General features: G+C 54.5%; 14 protein-coding genes. 13 read left to right on the top strand and 1 reads right to left on the bottom strand.

The window, feature by feature from the left end; genetic code table 11:
* The first annotated feature begins 1 nt into the window (after nucleotide 1).
* From M3194_RS00560 to M3194_RS00525, 8 genes are read left to right on the top strand one after another with little or no spacing between them, the layout of a single operon-like run.
* The gene (locus tag M3194_RS00560) at nucleotides 2-1,039 is read left to right on the top strand and encodes a FecCD family ABC transporter permease (RefSeq protein ID WP_251651091.1); all 1,038 of its coding nucleotides are present in this window, start codon (nucleotides 2-4) and stop codon (nucleotides 1,037-1,039) included.
* Nucleotides 1,036-1,845 (top strand): heme ABC transporter ATP-binding protein, encoded by an 810-nt coding sequence (locus M3194_RS00555; RefSeq protein ID WP_251651090.1) that lies wholly within the window; start codon nucleotides 1,036-1,038, stop codon nucleotides 1,843-1,845. Before M3194_RS00560 ends, M3194_RS00555 begins: the two co-directional genes overlap by 4 nt.
* Before the next feature lie 29 nt (nucleotides 1,846-1,874).
* Entirely contained in the window at nucleotides 1,875-2,939 is a 1,065-nt protein-coding gene (gene cobT / locus M3194_RS00550; RefSeq protein ID WP_251651089.1) for a nicotinate-nucleotide--dimethylbenzimidazole phosphoribosyltransferase, read from the top strand.
* Between the two features lie 11 nt (nucleotides 2,940-2,950).
* Nucleotides 2,951-3,559, top strand: a complete 609-nt coding sequence (gene cobU, locus M3194_RS00545) for a bifunctional adenosylcobinamide kinase/adenosylcobinamide-phosphate guanylyltransferase (protein ID WP_251651088.1) — start codon at nucleotides 2,951-2,953, stop codon at nucleotides 3,557-3,559.
* Nucleotides 3,556-4,536: an adenosylcobinamide-phosphate synthase CbiB gene (gene cbiB, locus M3194_RS00540; protein ID WP_251651087.1), complete on the top strand. Its 981-nt coding sequence runs from the start codon at nucleotides 3,556-3,558 to the stop codon at nucleotides 4,534-4,536. The genes cobU and cbiB overlap by 4 nt, the downstream gene beginning before the upstream one ends.
* A complete protein-coding gene (gene cobS, locus M3194_RS00535; protein ID WP_311289162.1) occupies nucleotides 4,524-5,330 on the top strand; it encodes an adenosylcobinamide-GDP ribazoletransferase in 807 nt (268 codons plus the stop codon). The genes cbiB and cobS overlap by 13 nt, the downstream gene beginning before the upstream one ends.
* A 22-nt stretch (nucleotides 5,331-5,352) precedes the next feature.
* Nucleotides 5,353-6,444: a threonine-phosphate decarboxylase CobD gene (cobD, locus tag M3194_RS00530; protein WP_251651085.1), complete on the top strand. Its 1,092-nt coding sequence runs from the start codon at nucleotides 5,353-5,355 to the stop codon at nucleotides 6,442-6,444.
* Nucleotides 6,441-7,151 (top strand): adenosylcobinamide amidohydrolase, encoded by a 711-nt coding sequence (locus M3194_RS00525; protein WP_251651084.1) that lies wholly within the window; start codon nucleotides 6,441-6,443, stop codon nucleotides 7,149-7,151. The genes cobD and M3194_RS00525 overlap by 4 nt, the downstream gene beginning before the upstream one ends.
* Nucleotides 7,152-7,213: 62 nt before the next feature.
* Here M3194_RS00525 and gluQRS read toward each other — a convergent pair whose 3' ends face one another.
* On the bottom strand, nucleotides 7,214-8,182 hold the full coding sequence (gene gluQRS / locus M3194_RS00520) for a tRNA glutamyl-Q(34) synthetase GluQRS (protein WP_251651083.1): 969 nt from the start codon (nucleotides 8,180-8,182) through the stop codon (nucleotides 7,214-7,216).
* Between the two features lie 125 nt (nucleotides 8,183-8,307).
* On the opposite strand from gluQRS, the gene corA reads away from it, so the two are divergent.
* The 5 genes from corA (at nucleotide 8,308) to M3194_RS00495 (ending at nucleotide 15,145) form a co-directional block, all read left to right on the top strand.
* A complete protein-coding gene (gene corA, locus M3194_RS00515; RefSeq protein WP_251651082.1) occupies nucleotides 8,308-9,255 on the top strand; it encodes a magnesium/cobalt transporter CorA in 948 nt (315 codons plus the stop codon).
* Nucleotides 9,256-9,285: 30 nt separating this feature from the next.
* Nucleotides 9,286-10,107 (top strand): hypothetical protein, encoded by an 822-nt coding sequence (locus tag M3194_RS00510; RefSeq protein ID WP_251651081.1) that lies wholly within the window; start codon nucleotides 9,286-9,288, stop codon nucleotides 10,105-10,107.
* 84 nt (nucleotides 10,108-10,191) lie between these two features.
* Nucleotides 10,192-12,681 (top strand): ATP-dependent helicase HrpB, encoded by a 2,490-nt coding sequence (gene hrpB, locus M3194_RS00505; RefSeq protein ID WP_251652071.1) that lies wholly within the window; start codon nucleotides 10,192-10,194, stop codon nucleotides 12,679-12,681.
* 30 nt (nucleotides 12,682-12,711) lie between these two features.
* Entirely contained in the window at nucleotides 12,712-13,002 is a 291-nt protein-coding gene (locus tag M3194_RS00500) for a DUF1294 domain-containing protein (protein ID WP_251651080.1), read from the top strand.
* A 61-nt stretch (nucleotides 13,003-13,063) separates the two neighbouring features.
* The gene (locus M3194_RS00495) at nucleotides 13,064-15,145 is read left to right on the top strand and encodes a HelD family protein (protein ID WP_251651079.1); all 2,082 of its coding nucleotides are present in this window, start codon (nucleotides 13,064-13,066) and stop codon (nucleotides 15,143-15,145) included.
* Nucleotides 15,146-15,242: the final 97 nt, after the last annotated feature.

The raw sequence follows: 15,242 nt of genomic DNA, 5'->3' as shown, positions 1-15,242 counted from the left end.
GATGAAAACAAAATTAGCGGTCTATGGAGGAGCAGCCTTGCTCCTTCTTGCTGTTTCTATCGTAGGAAGTTTGTCGATTGGTTCATCCACGATATCGTTTGCCGATGTATGGGGGATACTCTGGCATCAGCTTCCTTGGATCGATGACGCAGACAGCCATTGGAGTGCCGGAGAGATCGCCATTGTAACCCAGGTGAGATTGTCCCGGATATTGCTTGGCGTCCTTGTTGGTGCGTGTCTTGGGCTTGCCGGCGCGGGCTTTCAGGGCGTGCTCCGAAATCCTCTGGCTGATCCGTATACGTTAGGCGTGTCGTCCGGCAGTTCGGTAGGGGCGGCTTTTCTTATATTATTCGGTTATCAAGCTGTGCTTGGCGAGTGGACGATACCGCTCATTGCATTTGTGACGGGGACGCTCACGCTGCTCGGCGTATTTTTCCTTGCGCGCAGCAGAGGTGTCATGCAGATCGAGACTTTAATCCTGTCGGGTGTCATTATTCAATCCTTCCTTGGCGCTTTTGTATCGTTTATGGTCTCGATGTCGGATGACGTGATTAACCAGATCCTCTTCTGGCTGATGGGATCGTTAGCAATGAAAAGCTGGGCGGATGTATATGTCGTTCTTCCATGCCTGGTTATCGGTCTGCCGCTTCTGATTGCTTACGGACAAGCGCTGAATCTGTTTGTGCTGGGAGAGCGTCACGCGGCTCATCTGGGGATTCGGGTCGAGCGGACGAAGCTGATCGTCCTGATCGGCTCGACCCTGCTGACTGCAGCGGCCGTATCCGTCAGCGGAGTTATCGGATTTGTCGGGCTGGTTGTTCCTCATCTTATCCGGCTTATGGTAGGCCCGGATTACCGGCTGCTTATTCCGCTGTCTGCAATTGGCGGAGGCATCTTTATTCTATGGTCCGATACGATTGCCAGAATAGCTCTAGCTCCGAAGGAAATTCCGCTTGGCGTAGTAACCGCCCTGTTAGGAGCGCCATTCTTCGCTTATCTGCTGTACCGGCGCAAAAAAGGACAGGAGGGCTTCTTATGATCTCGGTTCAACGTATGAGCAAGAAGGTTAATGGCCGAGCGGTGCTGGAGAACCTTTCATTCGATCTGGCGCCTGGCTGTATTCATGGCATTATCGGTCCTAACGGCGTTGGCAAATCGACTTTGCTTCAGCTGTTATCCGGCGTAATGAAGCCTTCGTCCGGTGAGATCAGTCTCGCCGGAGTCAACATGCCGGATTATTCCCGCAAGGCACTCGCAAGACGCCTAGCCGTTCTGCAGCAAGGCGGTCTGCCTCCGGCTGGATTTACGGTTCGCCAGGTTGTTGAGATGGGACGATTTCCTTACCAGAACTGGTTCGGGGATGAGAGGGAGGATCATTCCTCGTTAATCGACTTTGCGCTTGATTCAATGGGACTGACGGAGTTGTCTAACCGCCAGCTCGATCAGCTTAGCGGCGGTGAGCGCCAAAGGGTTGCGCTGGCGAAGGTTATGGTGCAGGAGCCGGAAGTGATTTTGCTCGATGAGCCAACGACCTATCTGGATATCGGCTATCAGGTGCAATTGCTCGATACCGTCCGGCAGTGGCAGCGAGAACGCGGGCTGACGGTTGTTGCCGTGCTGCATGATCTTAATTTGGCTTCCTTGTATTGCGATCAGATTCTCGTCTTGCATCAAGGCGGAATCGCGGCAACGGGTTCCCCGGCTGAAGTATTGAACGCAGCTTTAATCCGTGAGGTCTATCAGACGGAAGCGTCTATCGTTAGCCATCCGTTAACCGGAACGCCGCAGGTTCTGCTGCAGCCGAAGAAGCAGGAGACCGTCCGTTTGTTTGAAAAGGTAAAATAGAACATTTTCTGTAGAGAGGGTAGGAACGTATGGCGAATGAATTAAAGGTTGCTTTGGACCATGTTATTGGACGGATTGCGCCTTTCCATGAACAGGCTGCGCTGGACGCCAAGGCACATTCCGACCAATTGACGAAGCCGACGGGCAGTCTGGGGAAGCTGGAGGATATTGCATTTCGTATAGCCGGAATAACAGGCAGCCTGTGGCCGGATCTGAGCCGCAAAGCGGTTGTTGTGATGGCAGGAGACCATGGCGTGTGCGAGGAAGGGGTCAGTGCTTATCCGCAAGAAGTAACGCCGCAAATGGTACTTAACTTCTTAAGCGGCGGCGCGGCCGTGAATGTGCTTGCTCGGCAAGCCGGAACCGATGTCTATTGTGTGGATATTGGAGTAAACGCTGATATCGAGCATCCGGATTTGCTCAGCCGCAAGATCGTACGGGGAACGGCCAATATGGCTAAGCAACCAGCAATGAGCGGAGAGGAAGCTCTTCGCGCGTTGCTTGCCGGCGTTCGAGTAGCCGAAGAATTGGCGGAGAGAGGTTACCGGCTGTTCGCTACGGGAGAGATGGGGATCGGCAACACTACTCCAAGCGCTGCGATTACCACGGTATTAACCGGATTATCGCCGGAGCTATCGGTCGGCAGAGGAACAGGCATTAACGACGAAGGCTGGCGCCATAAGATTGAAGTCGTTAAACGGGCTATTGAAGTCAATCAACCGGATGCTTCAGATCCAATGGACGTTCTCGCCAAGGTAGGCGGCGCGGAGATCGCAGGACTAGCCGGTTTTATCATTGGCGCGGCTGCACATGGCTGCCCGGTTGTCATTGACGGGTTTATTTCTTCGGTTGCGGCACTTGTCGCTGTACGGCTTGCAGAGCAGGCGAAGCCGTATCTGTTCGCCTCCCATCTGTCGCAGGAACAAGGGCATGCGGTCGTATTGGAGTCGATGGGCTTGTCACCGATGGTTCAGCTGGACATGCGGCTTGGTGAAGGCACGGGCGCCGTATTGTGCTTCCATTTCGTTGATGCGGCGTTAAAGCTGATGCAAGAAATGGCGACCTTCGCGAGTGCAGGCGTCTCCAGAGAGTAGGTGCCTTTCAGATGGCTATATTGATAACGGGCGGAGCGAGAAGCGGCAAAAGCTCCTTCGCCGAGAAGCTGGCTGCCCTGCTTGGCGAGCAGGGAATATATATCGCCACAAGCCGCATCTGGGATGAGGAAATGGCGGAACGAATTGCGCTTCACAAGGAAAACCGGATGCAAGGCGGCTTCCGGTGGGTCACCATCGAGGAGCCGTTAGAGCTTGCAAGCCGGCTTCGGCAGCTATCTGCAGAATGTTCGGAACTAACGAACCGCGGTGACAAGGCTCCCGTCGTCCTTGTGGACTGCTTGACGCTGTGGCTGACGAATGTGTTAATGGAGGCCGAGGAACGGGAAAAATCCACCGCCGTCGACGAGGCTCAGTTATGGCTGAATCGTCAGATAGGCGAACTGACCGCGGCAGCCGCGGACTATGCTTTTCCGCTTGTTCTCGTGACAAATGAGGTGGGGGACGGCATCGTTCCGGCTTATCCGCTCGGCAGAAAATTCCGGGACGAGGCGGGCAGGCTGAATCAACGGATAGCTGCCGTCTCGGATAAGGTGTTTCTTGTGACGGCTGGCATTCCGGTTGAACTTAAAGCGCTGCAGTTCCGGTGGGAGAGCTTATGATCTTTTATTCGCTGCAGGAAACGCTGCTGCTGATAGCGGCAGCTATTGCGATAGACTGGATCATCGGCGATCCGAAGTGGCCGACCCATCCCGTAATCTGGATCGGTCGGCTTATTCGCATGCTGGAAAAGCTTCTTCGCGGGAAGGAAGAGGGTCGGAGCGCCGGGCAGATTAAGGGCACCGGAATGTTCCTGACAGCCGTCATTCTACTCGTATCCTTTGGCAGCATGTGGGGAATAACGGCAGCCGCAGCCTGGATTCATCCGTGGCTAGGATATGCGGTCAGTGCCTGGTATATCTCAACGACTATTGCGGTTAAGGGCTTAAAGGATGCCGCGATGCTTGTCTACCGTCCGTTAATTGCCGATAACATAGGGGAAGCCCGCAAATACGTTGGTTATATCGTGGGCCGCGATACGGAGCATCTGACGCCTTCCGAAGCATCCAGAGCAGCTGTTGAGACGGTAGCGGAAAATACGGTGGACGCCTTTGTATCGCCTATTCTGTTCGCTCTTCTTGGCGCAGCACCGCTTGCAATGCTGTATCGGGCAGCGAATACGCTTGATTCGATGGTGGGTTACCGTAATAATACTTATGTAAACTTCGGATGGTGTTCCGCCCGAACGGACGATGTGCTCAATTATGTTCCGGCGCGAATAACAGGGCTGATGCTGACTTTGGCCGCACTCTTGAATAAAGGGATGTCCGCAGCCCGGTCATGGTCATCGGTTCGACGTTTCGCCCGCTTTCATCCAAGTCCCAACAGCGGAATCCCCGAATCCGCCGTAGCCGGCGCTCTTGGGATTGAGCTGGGAGGGCTTAATTATTATTTCGGCCAGCCTAGCGAGCGGGCAAGAATGGGTTGGCCGCTTAGAACGATGGTGCCTTATGATATCGTCTTATCCGTTCGGCTCTTGTATACGGTAAGTATTCTTATGATGGCTGGAGTGTTAGGTGTATGGTTATGTCTGCGTTGAAGCGTCATGGGCAGGCAGCTGCCGCAGCCCTGCAATTTCTTACTCGGATTCCGGTTCCGATAGCCGTGCCCTTTGAACCTGTCACGCTGGCACGGACAGTCATTTATTTTCCGGCAGCTGGCCTCGTCATTGGAGCTGTCCTGGCAGGAGGGTTTGCTGCCCTGGATTTGTTCTCGCCAGCGATGCCGGCAGCGGTGCTGCTGCTTGCCGTCTGGACAGCCTTAAGCGGCGGCCTGCATTTGGACGGCTGGATGGATACGGCCGACGGAGTGCTTAGCCACCGGTCCCGGGAGCGGATGCTGGAAATTATGAAGGACAGCCGCGTCGGCGCGATGGGCGTAATTGTCGCGGTGCTGCTGCTGCTGTTCAAATTTGCGATACTCGCAGAATGGATGGAGCAGGGGGAAGGACCTCTTGCGTTGTCCCTCCTGGTGGTGATACCCGTCTGGAGCAGATGGTGGATGGGCGCGGCGATCGCAGGATGGCCGAACGCAAGGCAAGGGGAAGGAATTGGGGCCTTATTTCATTTGGCTTCGCGACGTCAGGTGGCAGCGGGATTTGTACTAGCCGTGCTAGGGACAGCAGTTTGTACCACGCTTGACGGTCTTCGTTGGAGCGAGACGCTGCTGGTTCTGGCCGGCTGCGTGCTGCTCACCTTCCTTACCGGATCTATAATGGCAATGTGGCTGAATCGCAAGCTTGGCGGTTTAACGGGTGACACCTATGGAGCTTTGAACGAAGCGGTGGAAGCCGTCTTATTATTTGCGGGTTTGCTGGCTATTCACGTAATCTAGCGATGAGAAGAGGGGAACATCCATGCTTGAACGCTATGGACATGGGGGAGATTTACGGACAGCGGAAGAGACCTTCGGCTTCCCGGCCCGGCAATTTATTGATTTCAGCTCAAATATGAATCCTTTTGGCCCTCCTGATGGAGTAAGACGAGCCCTGGTTCATTATGCGGAACAGATTGACCGCTATCCCGATCCGGCCGTGCGGGGGCTGCGGGCGAAGCTGGCGCGGCTGCACCGAGTCGATGAACAGTCGATCCTGATCGGGAACGGCGCTGCTGAACTGATTGATCTGGTCGTTCGGGCTTTGCAGCCATCTGTTACTGCATTGGCCTATCCTTGCTTTACGGAATATGGGGACGCGGTCTTGAAGACCGGCGGTTCGATTACGCCGATCATGCTTTCTTCGGATAACTCGTTTCTTTTAACGGAACCGATGGTTCAAGAGTCGGAAGCTAATTTCTATATGATTGGCTCTCCGAACAATCCGACCGGACAGCTGGTTGATCCGTCACTCCTGCTTAAGCTGGTCTATAGCGGCGCGACGGTTGTTGTGGATGAAGCGTTTATGGACTTTGTCCCAGAGGAGGATAAGCATACGCTTATCCGGGAAGCTTCTGTCCATGAGCGGTTATTTGTAATCCGGTCGATGACCAAATTTTATGCCGTACCGGGCATTCGTCTTGGCTATATGGTGGGCTCACCCGAGCAGATTGCCGGATTGCGAAGACTTCAGGTTCCATGGAGCGTCAATTCCTTGGCTCAGCAGATTGGGGAGGCTGTGCTGGAGGAGAAGGAGTATGCGGCCCGCACGATGGACTGGCTGCTCGAGGAACGGCCATGGCTGATCGGGAAGCTGGAGGAGCTCGGCTTGCGGGTCATACCGGGAGAAGTGAATTATTTGCTCGTGCAGCTTCCTCAGCTGCCAGGGCTAACGTCCGCAAGCCTGCAGTACGAGATGGGGAGAATGGGAATATTGATCCGTGATGCCTCCCATTTTATCGGCCTCGATGAATCGTATTGCCGCTTTGCCGTTAAGCTGCGTCACCAGAACGAGTGGCTGCTGGAAGCACTCGAGCGCTGCCTCGCCCAATTCCGGGAATCCAGCGCCCGATGAGCCAGCCTTTCCGGCAAGGACAACGTTATGATTCACAGGTGTGGGAGGGCGTGAGGATCGCGCTTCTGGAGGATCGTCTGGAAATCTGTCATCCCCAACAATTAAGGACGTTAAGCAATGCCGTTCATACCGGCGGTCTGGCCGAAGCGAACGTAATCGTAAACTGGAAGGTTCCGCTTCATTATGCAGGCACTGATCCTGCCAAGGATACGGCAAGCCAGTTAAGCCTATGGGGATATTCGCCCGAACGCACAATCGGTTTGCTTACGGCGGCGAAGCTGACACATGCTTCAATTGCAGAAGTGGAGGGCGACTGCTTCAAGCTGCTGTGCGTCACGACGGCAGGAACGCGTAACGCGGCGCGTGCAGGCCTCCCGCGGGCAACGTTCTCCGCCTATTCCGCAGGGACGATTAACACCGTGTTGCTTGTGGATGGTCAAATGACCGATTCGGCCATGACCAACGCGATTATCACCTACGCGGAAGCAAAGGCGGCAGCTCTTAGCGATCTGTTTCTGACCGATTCAGAGACAAACGGGATTGCTACCGGAACAACGACGGATGCTGTTGTAATCGGGGTAAGCGGGAATCCGCTCTATCGGGCTGTACATGCTTATGCGGGAACGGCGACAACCATAGGCAATGCCATTGGCCGTCTCGTCTACGAGACGGTGACAGAGGCATGCCGAACACAACACGAGAGCTGATTCCGGCCGTCACGTCGAGCGTGAAGGGCTGGAACCAGCTCTCGTGTTTTTCGCTGAGCCGTTTAGATGAATAATTGCTTCATCAGAGAGTCATTAATGGTAATAGACTCATCGGGAATCCGGCTCTGATCGAATTGTGTGACGAGCTCATGTGCGCTGAGCGGCTCGAACTGGTCGGTTTGCCCGGCCAGCCAGGCTAGCCAGCCTACAATCCGCTCGGGCGGCACACCGGCTGTCTTCAGTCCCGCAAGAGAGGTGTCGCCATGACGTTTGGCAAGCCGCTTGCCGTCTTCCCCCATCAGCAGCGGCACATGGGCAAAGCGGGGGGCAGGTTGGCCAAGCGCTTCATAGAGCAGAAGCTGACGTGGTGTCGAGTCCAGAAGATCCGCACCGCGAAGAACATCCGTTATTTTCATTGCCGCATCATCTACAACAACAGCGAGCTGATAGCTGATTATACCGTCCGCACGGCGTACAACAAAGTCGCCGCCCGCACCCGGAGGGAACGCCTGCGGACCCGATATCCCGTCTTCGAAGATGACCGTTCTAGCATCGCCAGCTTTAAACCGCTGTGAAGGCTTCTTGACAGCCATTCGTTCCAGCTGCTGTTCCGGTGTCAGATGACGGCAGGTTCCGGCATACGTCGGACCTTCGGAGGATAATCCATGCGGTGCGCTGGCCACGGCAAGCAGCTCCGCACGGCTGCAGAAGCAGGGATACAGCATTCCTTTTTCCAGCAGCTTGTCCATTGCCTCTTCATAGAGCTGGATTCTTTCGCTTTGCGTATAAGGGCCATAAAGGCCTCCGATGTCAGGTCCTTCATCCCAGTCGAGGCCAAGCCAGCGAAGATCGGCCAATGCTTGATCGGCAAGCTCGCGCCGGCATCTCGGGCCGTCAATATCCTCCATCCGCAGCACGAACTGTCCGCTTTGGCTTCTGATCTGAAGCCAGGCGAGCAGTGCCGCCCAAGCGTTGCCGACATGCATCAGACCGGAAGGAGTGGGAGCGAAGCGTCCGCGTATATTCGACATATCGATCGACTCTCCTTTATTGACACCGATGATAGCATGTCTATTTTGCGCGGCGCAACTTTTTTACAGAATGGCCGGAACGCGTTAGAATAAGAGAATCGCTTATCACGATGGAGGATACAGCTATGATTCGAATTAAAGGTTATACGAAAGAAAAAACATGGGTAAACGACATTGCGCTGGATGATCTGAAAAAGATTGATCTGGACTGGTATTGGGTCGATTTCAGCGAGCCGGAAGCCTCGGAGACGAAGCTCCTCGATACCTACTTTCATTTTCATCCGCTTGCTATTGAAGACTGCTGCCACCTGCTCCAGCGTCCGAAGCTGGACCATTACGATGATACGCATTTTTTCGTGCTGCATTCGGTAGAGCCCCGCAGCCTGCAGGTCGAGGAAGTGAATTTATTTATCGCTCCCCGGTTTATAGTGACCTACCATATGAAGAACTTGGCCGAGATTAATGATGCGTGGACCAAGATTTCAACCGCATCCAAGGTGGGCGAAGACGGATATTTGTTAGCGGCCTATATGATCATCGATGAGCTTGTCGATCAGTATTTCCCTGCGGTACAAGAGCTGGAGGAGCAGGTGCTGGATATGGATATCGGCAGCGAAAGCGCAAACCAGATGACAATGGATGAAATCTTCAATATCCGTTCGCGGCTGCTGCGTCTTCGCAAGACGATTCTGCCTATGCGGGATTTGCTGTACCGTACGCTGAATACGGAACGAATTGAGGGATTATCCGGATATTTGGCGTTCTACCGGGATATTTACGATCATCTGCTGAAGCTGACGGAGATGACCGATGCCTCGCGCGAGATGACCTCCGACTTAAGGGACAGCTTTATGTCCTATAACTCCAACCGGATGAACGCGATTATGAAAACCCTGACCGTCATTACAACCATCTTCATGCCTCTGACGTTCTTGGCCGGAATCTACGGAATGAACTTCGAGCATATGCCGGAGCTTAGCTGGCACTGGGGATATTTTGGCTTGTTAGGGTTTATGGGAATCGTTGGCGTGTCCATGTACATCTGGTTCCGCAGAAAAGGCTGGTTTGATTAGGAGTAGAATAGCAGGGAATCGGGGTACATAATGGAGAATCAATCTGGTGCAGCTATCGATCGGAGAAGAAAGCTGATTATCGCCGGTATTATGGCAGGTCTGTTTCTGCTGTTAGGTCTGCTATTAGTTGTCATGATCTATGCGCTTCAGGCAAAAAGCGGGCCAATGGGGGATTTTCATGCACCTACCGCATACGTTTATGAAGAGCTGGAGGCAGCGAACGGGATGAAGCTTCATGTCCTTCAGACAAGCCCGTCTAACATCACCTTGGCTTCGATTCAGAACAATGTAGCGCTGTCGCCTCATTATGGGATAAACGGCGGCTTCTTTTATGAGAAAGCGCTGCTCAGCATTGCCGTTGTGGACGGGATGCCGGTCAACGGAGCACTTGAAGCCTACGGAGCGGGTGAGGAAAATGCAAAGTATGCACGGGGAACGTTGGTCTGGGATGGCGTTTCGGGCAAGCTTTCCGTGCAAGTCGTGCGCGAGGCATCCGAATTAAAGGTGATGGATCCTGCACGGTTCTGGGCGCAAGGCGGAATTAGCATGGGCATAGGACAGGATCAGAACTGGCTGACGCAGATCGGGACCGAGCAAGCGCCGTTACCGGATGCCAATCGTCTTCGTTCGGCAGCGGTATATGATCTGAACGGTAAGCTGTACTTGATTGTCAGCAGCACGAAGGGAACGCTGCAAGAGTTCCGCGATGCGATAATCGAGAAGGTAGGAGACGGCAGACTGGAGGATGGTATATTTCTGGATGGAGACGGCTCATCGCAGCTCCGATCCGCGGAGAAGGTACTGACTGGAGATAACCGGCCGGTCGTCCAGATGATGGCGTTAGTGAAATAATTCACGTCATTAAACAATATAGTTAATCTCCTTAATTATTACATATTTAACTAGATTAAATAATGGAGAAGGATCGGATAAATGATGAAGCAATTGCCGATAGATGCCGTACTGCCCGAAGTTCTGGAGGCCTTGCGGGCAGGAACCGGCGCGGTTCTGGTCGCTGAGCCGGGAGCAGGCAAGACGACGCGCGTACCGCTTGCTCTGCTGCATGAACCGTGGCTGGACGGACGCAAGATTATTATGCTGGAGCCGCGCAGGCTTGCTGCTCGTTCCGCTGCAAAATTCATGGCGGCAACGCTAGGCGAGCAGGTTGGAGAAACGGTCGGCTACCGCGTGAGATTAGATACGAAGGTAAGTGCGAGAACGAGAATCGAGGTCGTAACAGAAGGAGTCTTGACCCGAATGCTGCAGGAGGATCAGGCACTTGAAGGAGTAGGGGCAGTCTTGTTCGACGAATTTCATGAGCGTCATCTTCACGGCGATCTGGGATTAGCGCTGGCGCTTCAATCCCAGATGCTGCTGCGTGATGACCTGCGTCTCCTCGTTATGTCAGCGACGCTGGACGCCGAAGCGGTATCCGGACTCCTAGGCGGAGCACCGGTAATCAGGAGCAGCGGACGAGTATTCCCGGTGGAAACCTTCTACAGAGGCATGAGATTGGAAGGGAAAATTGAACCGCAGGCTGCTTCCGCGATTGAGCAAGCGCTGCGTGACCATGACGGGGATGTATTAGTCTTTCTGCCAGGCGTGGGAGAGATCCGCCGAACAGCCGGCCTTCTTGCCCAATCGGGACTCGCTCCTCATATACGGATCGCCGAGCTGCATGGCAACCTGCCGCTGGAGGCACAAGATGCGGCTATCGCTCCTTGCCCGGCTGGCGAGCGCAAGGTTGTTCTAGCCACGTCGATAGCCGAATCCAGCTTGACGGTGGAAGGCATCCGGATTGTAGTAGACAGCGGTCTGATGCGCGTACCGAAATTTTCGCCCCGCACGGGGATGACCCGGCTTGAGACGACATCTGTGTCGCAGGCCTCTGCCGATCAGCGGAGAGGCCGGGCAGGACGGCTTGCGCCAGGGGTATGTTACCGGCTGTGGACCGAGCAGGAGCATCCCTACCTGCCGCAGCATAACGCGCCGGAGCTGCTTGAGGCCGATTTGGCGCCCCTTGCTCTGGAGCTGTCCGTATGGGGAGTTGCCGATCCCGGAGAGCTGATGTGGCTGGATCCTCCTCCTCAGGCTGCATACCGCCATGCGCTTGATCTGCTGAAGCTGCTGCATGCGCTGGATGCAGAAGGCCGTTCTACGGCATGGGGGGCCAGAATTGCGAAGCTTGGTCTCCACCCAAGGCTTGGCTTTATGCTGCTTAAGGCAGAGGAACTGAATCTGGCAGCTGAAGCCTGTGAGCTTGCTGCACTATTAAGTGAGCGTGATCTATTGCCGCAGGAGCGCAACGTGGACATGCAGCTTCGACTAGAAGCGTTAAATGGGAGCATTGGCAGGCTTGAGGCTGATCGTGGCGCTGTTCAGCGGATCAAGGCTCAGTCGAAGCAATGGCGTCAAATGTTAAGCTCAAGTGACGGGCAGGGACTGGAATGGAAGCAAGGGAGTAGAGCATCGATCGGTTTGCTGATCGCGCTCGCATATCCGGATCGGATTGCGCAAAGACGCCCGGATGGCCGTTATCTGCTGGCGAATGGCAGAGGCGCAGTGCTGCCCGAGCTTCAGCCTCTGTCCAGAGCGGCTTATCTGGCTGCTGCGGAGCTGGATGATTCAGGGAGCGAAAGCCGGATTCGGCTGGCTGCGGAGCTTGAGCTGGACTTGCTGGAGCAGGTTGCGGGCGAGCAGTTCCAAACAGAAGAAGCCGTAGAGTGGGATTTCGACGCGCATGCCGTACGTGCCCGCAGGAGAGCCCGGCTTGGAGCTATTGTCTTAAAGGAAGCGCCTCTGCAGCAGCCTTCTCCGGAACGGGTTGCAGAAGCGCTCGCGGAAGGGATAGCGCGCGAGGGGCTTGGACTGCTCTCCATGTCAAAATCAGCGAAGCAGCTGCAGGCTAGAATGCTTCTAATGGCGAGGCATAACAGCAGCTGGCCGGATGTATCCGAGGAAGCTCTGCTCGCATCCGTTCGGGATTGGCTGCTGCCTCATCTCTATGGCATGAAGAACCGCGCTGATTTGCAGCGGCTTAATATGGTTCAGCTGCTGGAAGGTCTTCTTACCTGGGGCCAGCGGCAAGAGCTGGATGAACAGGTGCCGACCCATATGAGGGTGCCTAGCGGCTCGCGTATTCCGATCGATTACAGCGATCCGGAAGCCCCGTTTATAGCCGTGCGGCTTCAGGAGCTGTTCGGGCTGCGGGAAACGCCTCGGCTGGCTGGCGGCAGGCTGCCGCTTACGCTGCATTTGCTATCGCCTTCGCAGCGGCCGGTACAGGTGACCAGGGATTTAAAAAGCTTCTGGAACGACGCTTATTTTGAAATCAAGAAAGACCTCAAAGGCCGGTATCCCAAGCATTATTGGCCGGATGACCCGTATGCGGCGCAGCCGACGAACCGGGTAAAGCCGCGCGCTTAAGCCGCGCGGATCAGGAAGGAGCGTAATCTTTTGCAGCTACTCATTATTTATTTGCTCGTGATTAATATCCTTGCGTTTTCTCTTATGGGGATGGACAAGAGCTATGCCAGACACAAGAAGAGGCGCGTGCCGGAGAAAAGGCTGTTTGGAGTCAGTGCATTAGGCGGAGCGCTTGGAGCATGGATCGGCATGCAGGTATGGCGCCACAAAACCAAGCATACTTCTTTCCGGATCGGAATCCCGCTGCTGTTTGTATTTAATATGGTTGTTATCTATTATTTGCTCGGCTTATTCGGAATGAACTTTGATTCGATTGCTTAAGGCGATTGTCCTGTGGTATATTGATTATTCGTTTTTAGGATCTTTTTAGGAGGTAACTGACATGACCACGGTTCAAAGTGCCTATCAAGAAGAGCAAGAGAGGCTGGCTCGATCGCTTGACGATATTAAGAGTCAGCTGGCAGGCATCGGTCCCCGTTATACGGGTGATGATTTTACGGAGCAAATGCTCGATCTGCAGCGCGAGGAGCGCAAAAGAAGACTTGAGGTTGCCTATCGGGAGCCTTATTTCGGACGTATTGATTTCGAAGAACTGCCAAATGGCGAGCAGAAGCCGCTATATATCGGTAAAGCCGGCGTTGCCAAGCAAGGCAGCAACGAGCTTCTTGTTGTCGATTGGCGTGCGCCTGTAGCCAGCTTGTTCTATTCGTTTACCGGCGGGGAGGATGCGGCAACCTATGTTGCGCCGGAAGGCGAGATAGAAGGCTTTGTGCATCTGAAGCGCAACTTCATGGTGCGGCAAGGCGAGCTTGTCCGCATGGTTGACAGCTACGTGCGCGGGCAGGACGAAGAGTCCGTAACGGATGAATTCCTCCTATACCGCCTGGGCGAGAACAAAGACAATAAGCTGCGGGATATCGTATCCACGATTCAGCATGAACAGGATAGCATTATCCGTTCGGAGCGGAACAAAGCGCTGTTCATTCAAGGGGTCGCAGGGAGCGGAAAAACAACCGTAGCTCTTCACCGGCTCGCGTTTCTCCTCTATCAATATGCCGACCGGGTAAAAGCGGAGCGAATGATTATTTTCGCCCCCAACCGCATGTTCCTTGAGTATATTTCCGGCGTGCTGCCCGAGCTTGGCGTAGGCGATATTCAGCAAACGACCTTTGCCGATTGGTCTCTCGAGCTGCTTGGCCATGAGGTGTCGCTGCGAAGCGCGTCGGATGCCCTGGCATACTGGTTCGAGGAACACCGTTCAGCGGCAGAGATGGCGAACGCGGCCGGCCGGGTTAAGGGCTCCATCGCTTTCAAAGAAGCGGTCGATGTACGAATCAAGGAGCTGGAACAACGGATCTTGCCGGTCATCCCGTTCGAGCCGATTCCGGGGCTGGTATTGTCGCCTGAGCAAATGAAGGAATGGTATGAAACGGATTATGGCGATGAGACGCTGATGCAGAAGCGCGACCGTCTCGTGAGCCGCATTCGCCGCTGGTTCGAATCGGAGCTGAAGATGCGCAGAGTGACGGATAAGAAGGTACGCGCCAAAGCGCAGACCAAGCTGAACGCCTTCGCGAAAAAGATTCCGTCTTATACAGCCCCTCAGTTGTATGCGGCTCTCTTCCAAGGCAAACAGGCGGTTACGGTGATTCCGAAAGCGATAGCCTCCGCTACAGCCGCTTCCTTGCAGAATGGGCAGGTAGAAGCAGAGGATCTGGCTCCGCTTGTCTACATTCATCTGCGGCTGTACGGCCTGTCCATTCCGGCATACGATCATATCGTGATTGACGAAGCACAGGATTATTCGCCGTTCCAGCTGGAAGCGCTGCGGCTCTGCCAGCGGACGCCATCGATGACGGTACTGGGCGACCTTCAGCAAGGGATTCATGCTTATGTCGGGATCAACAGCTGGACAGAATTGACCGATCTATTTAATGAAGAGCAGACCGGCTTCTTCGAGCTTAACCGGAGCTATCGTTCAACGATGGAAATCATTGAATTTGCGAACCGTATTCTAGGGGCTATGGGCGGCGGCGTGAAGCCCGCAGTGCCCGTGTTCCGGAGCGGTGATCCGGTCGAGGTTGAGCAGGTTGACCAGACCGCATGGTACAAGCGGATTGTGCAGTCGGTAAGGGAATGGCAGGCAACGGGTCAATTCCAGACCATTTCGGTCATTGGACGCACCGCGCAGCAATGCGCCGAGCTGTATGAATTTCTGCTTCAGGAAGGGCTTGAAGCGTCTCTTGTCCAAAGCAAGCAACCGGAATACGGCGGCGGACTATCGGTTGTTCCGGTCTATCTGTCTAAGGGATTGGAGTTCGACGCGGTGTTAATCGCGGATGCAGGAGCGGACATGTATACGAAGGACGATGCCAAGCTTCTTTATGTGGGATGTACCCGCGCGCTTCATAAACTGAAGCTGCTTCACCGTGATTCCTTAACGTCATTAATTAACCCGGAATAAGCGATCAAATATGACAGTATTTCGTCATGTCTCAGCTTGTTATTGACATTAAAGCCCGTTGTAACTACACTGGCTACAAGTACAGGCAAATTCAAGC

The sequence above is a fragment of the Paenibacillus glycanilyticus genome (genome assembly GCF_023715145.1).
Taxonomy (GTDB): domain Bacteria; phylum Bacillota; class Bacilli; order Paenibacillales; family Paenibacillaceae; genus Pristimantibacillus; species Pristimantibacillus glycanilyticus_A.
The sequence above is the reverse complement of the archived record's forward strand: the minus strand, read 5'-3'. Positions and strand labels throughout refer to the sequence as shown.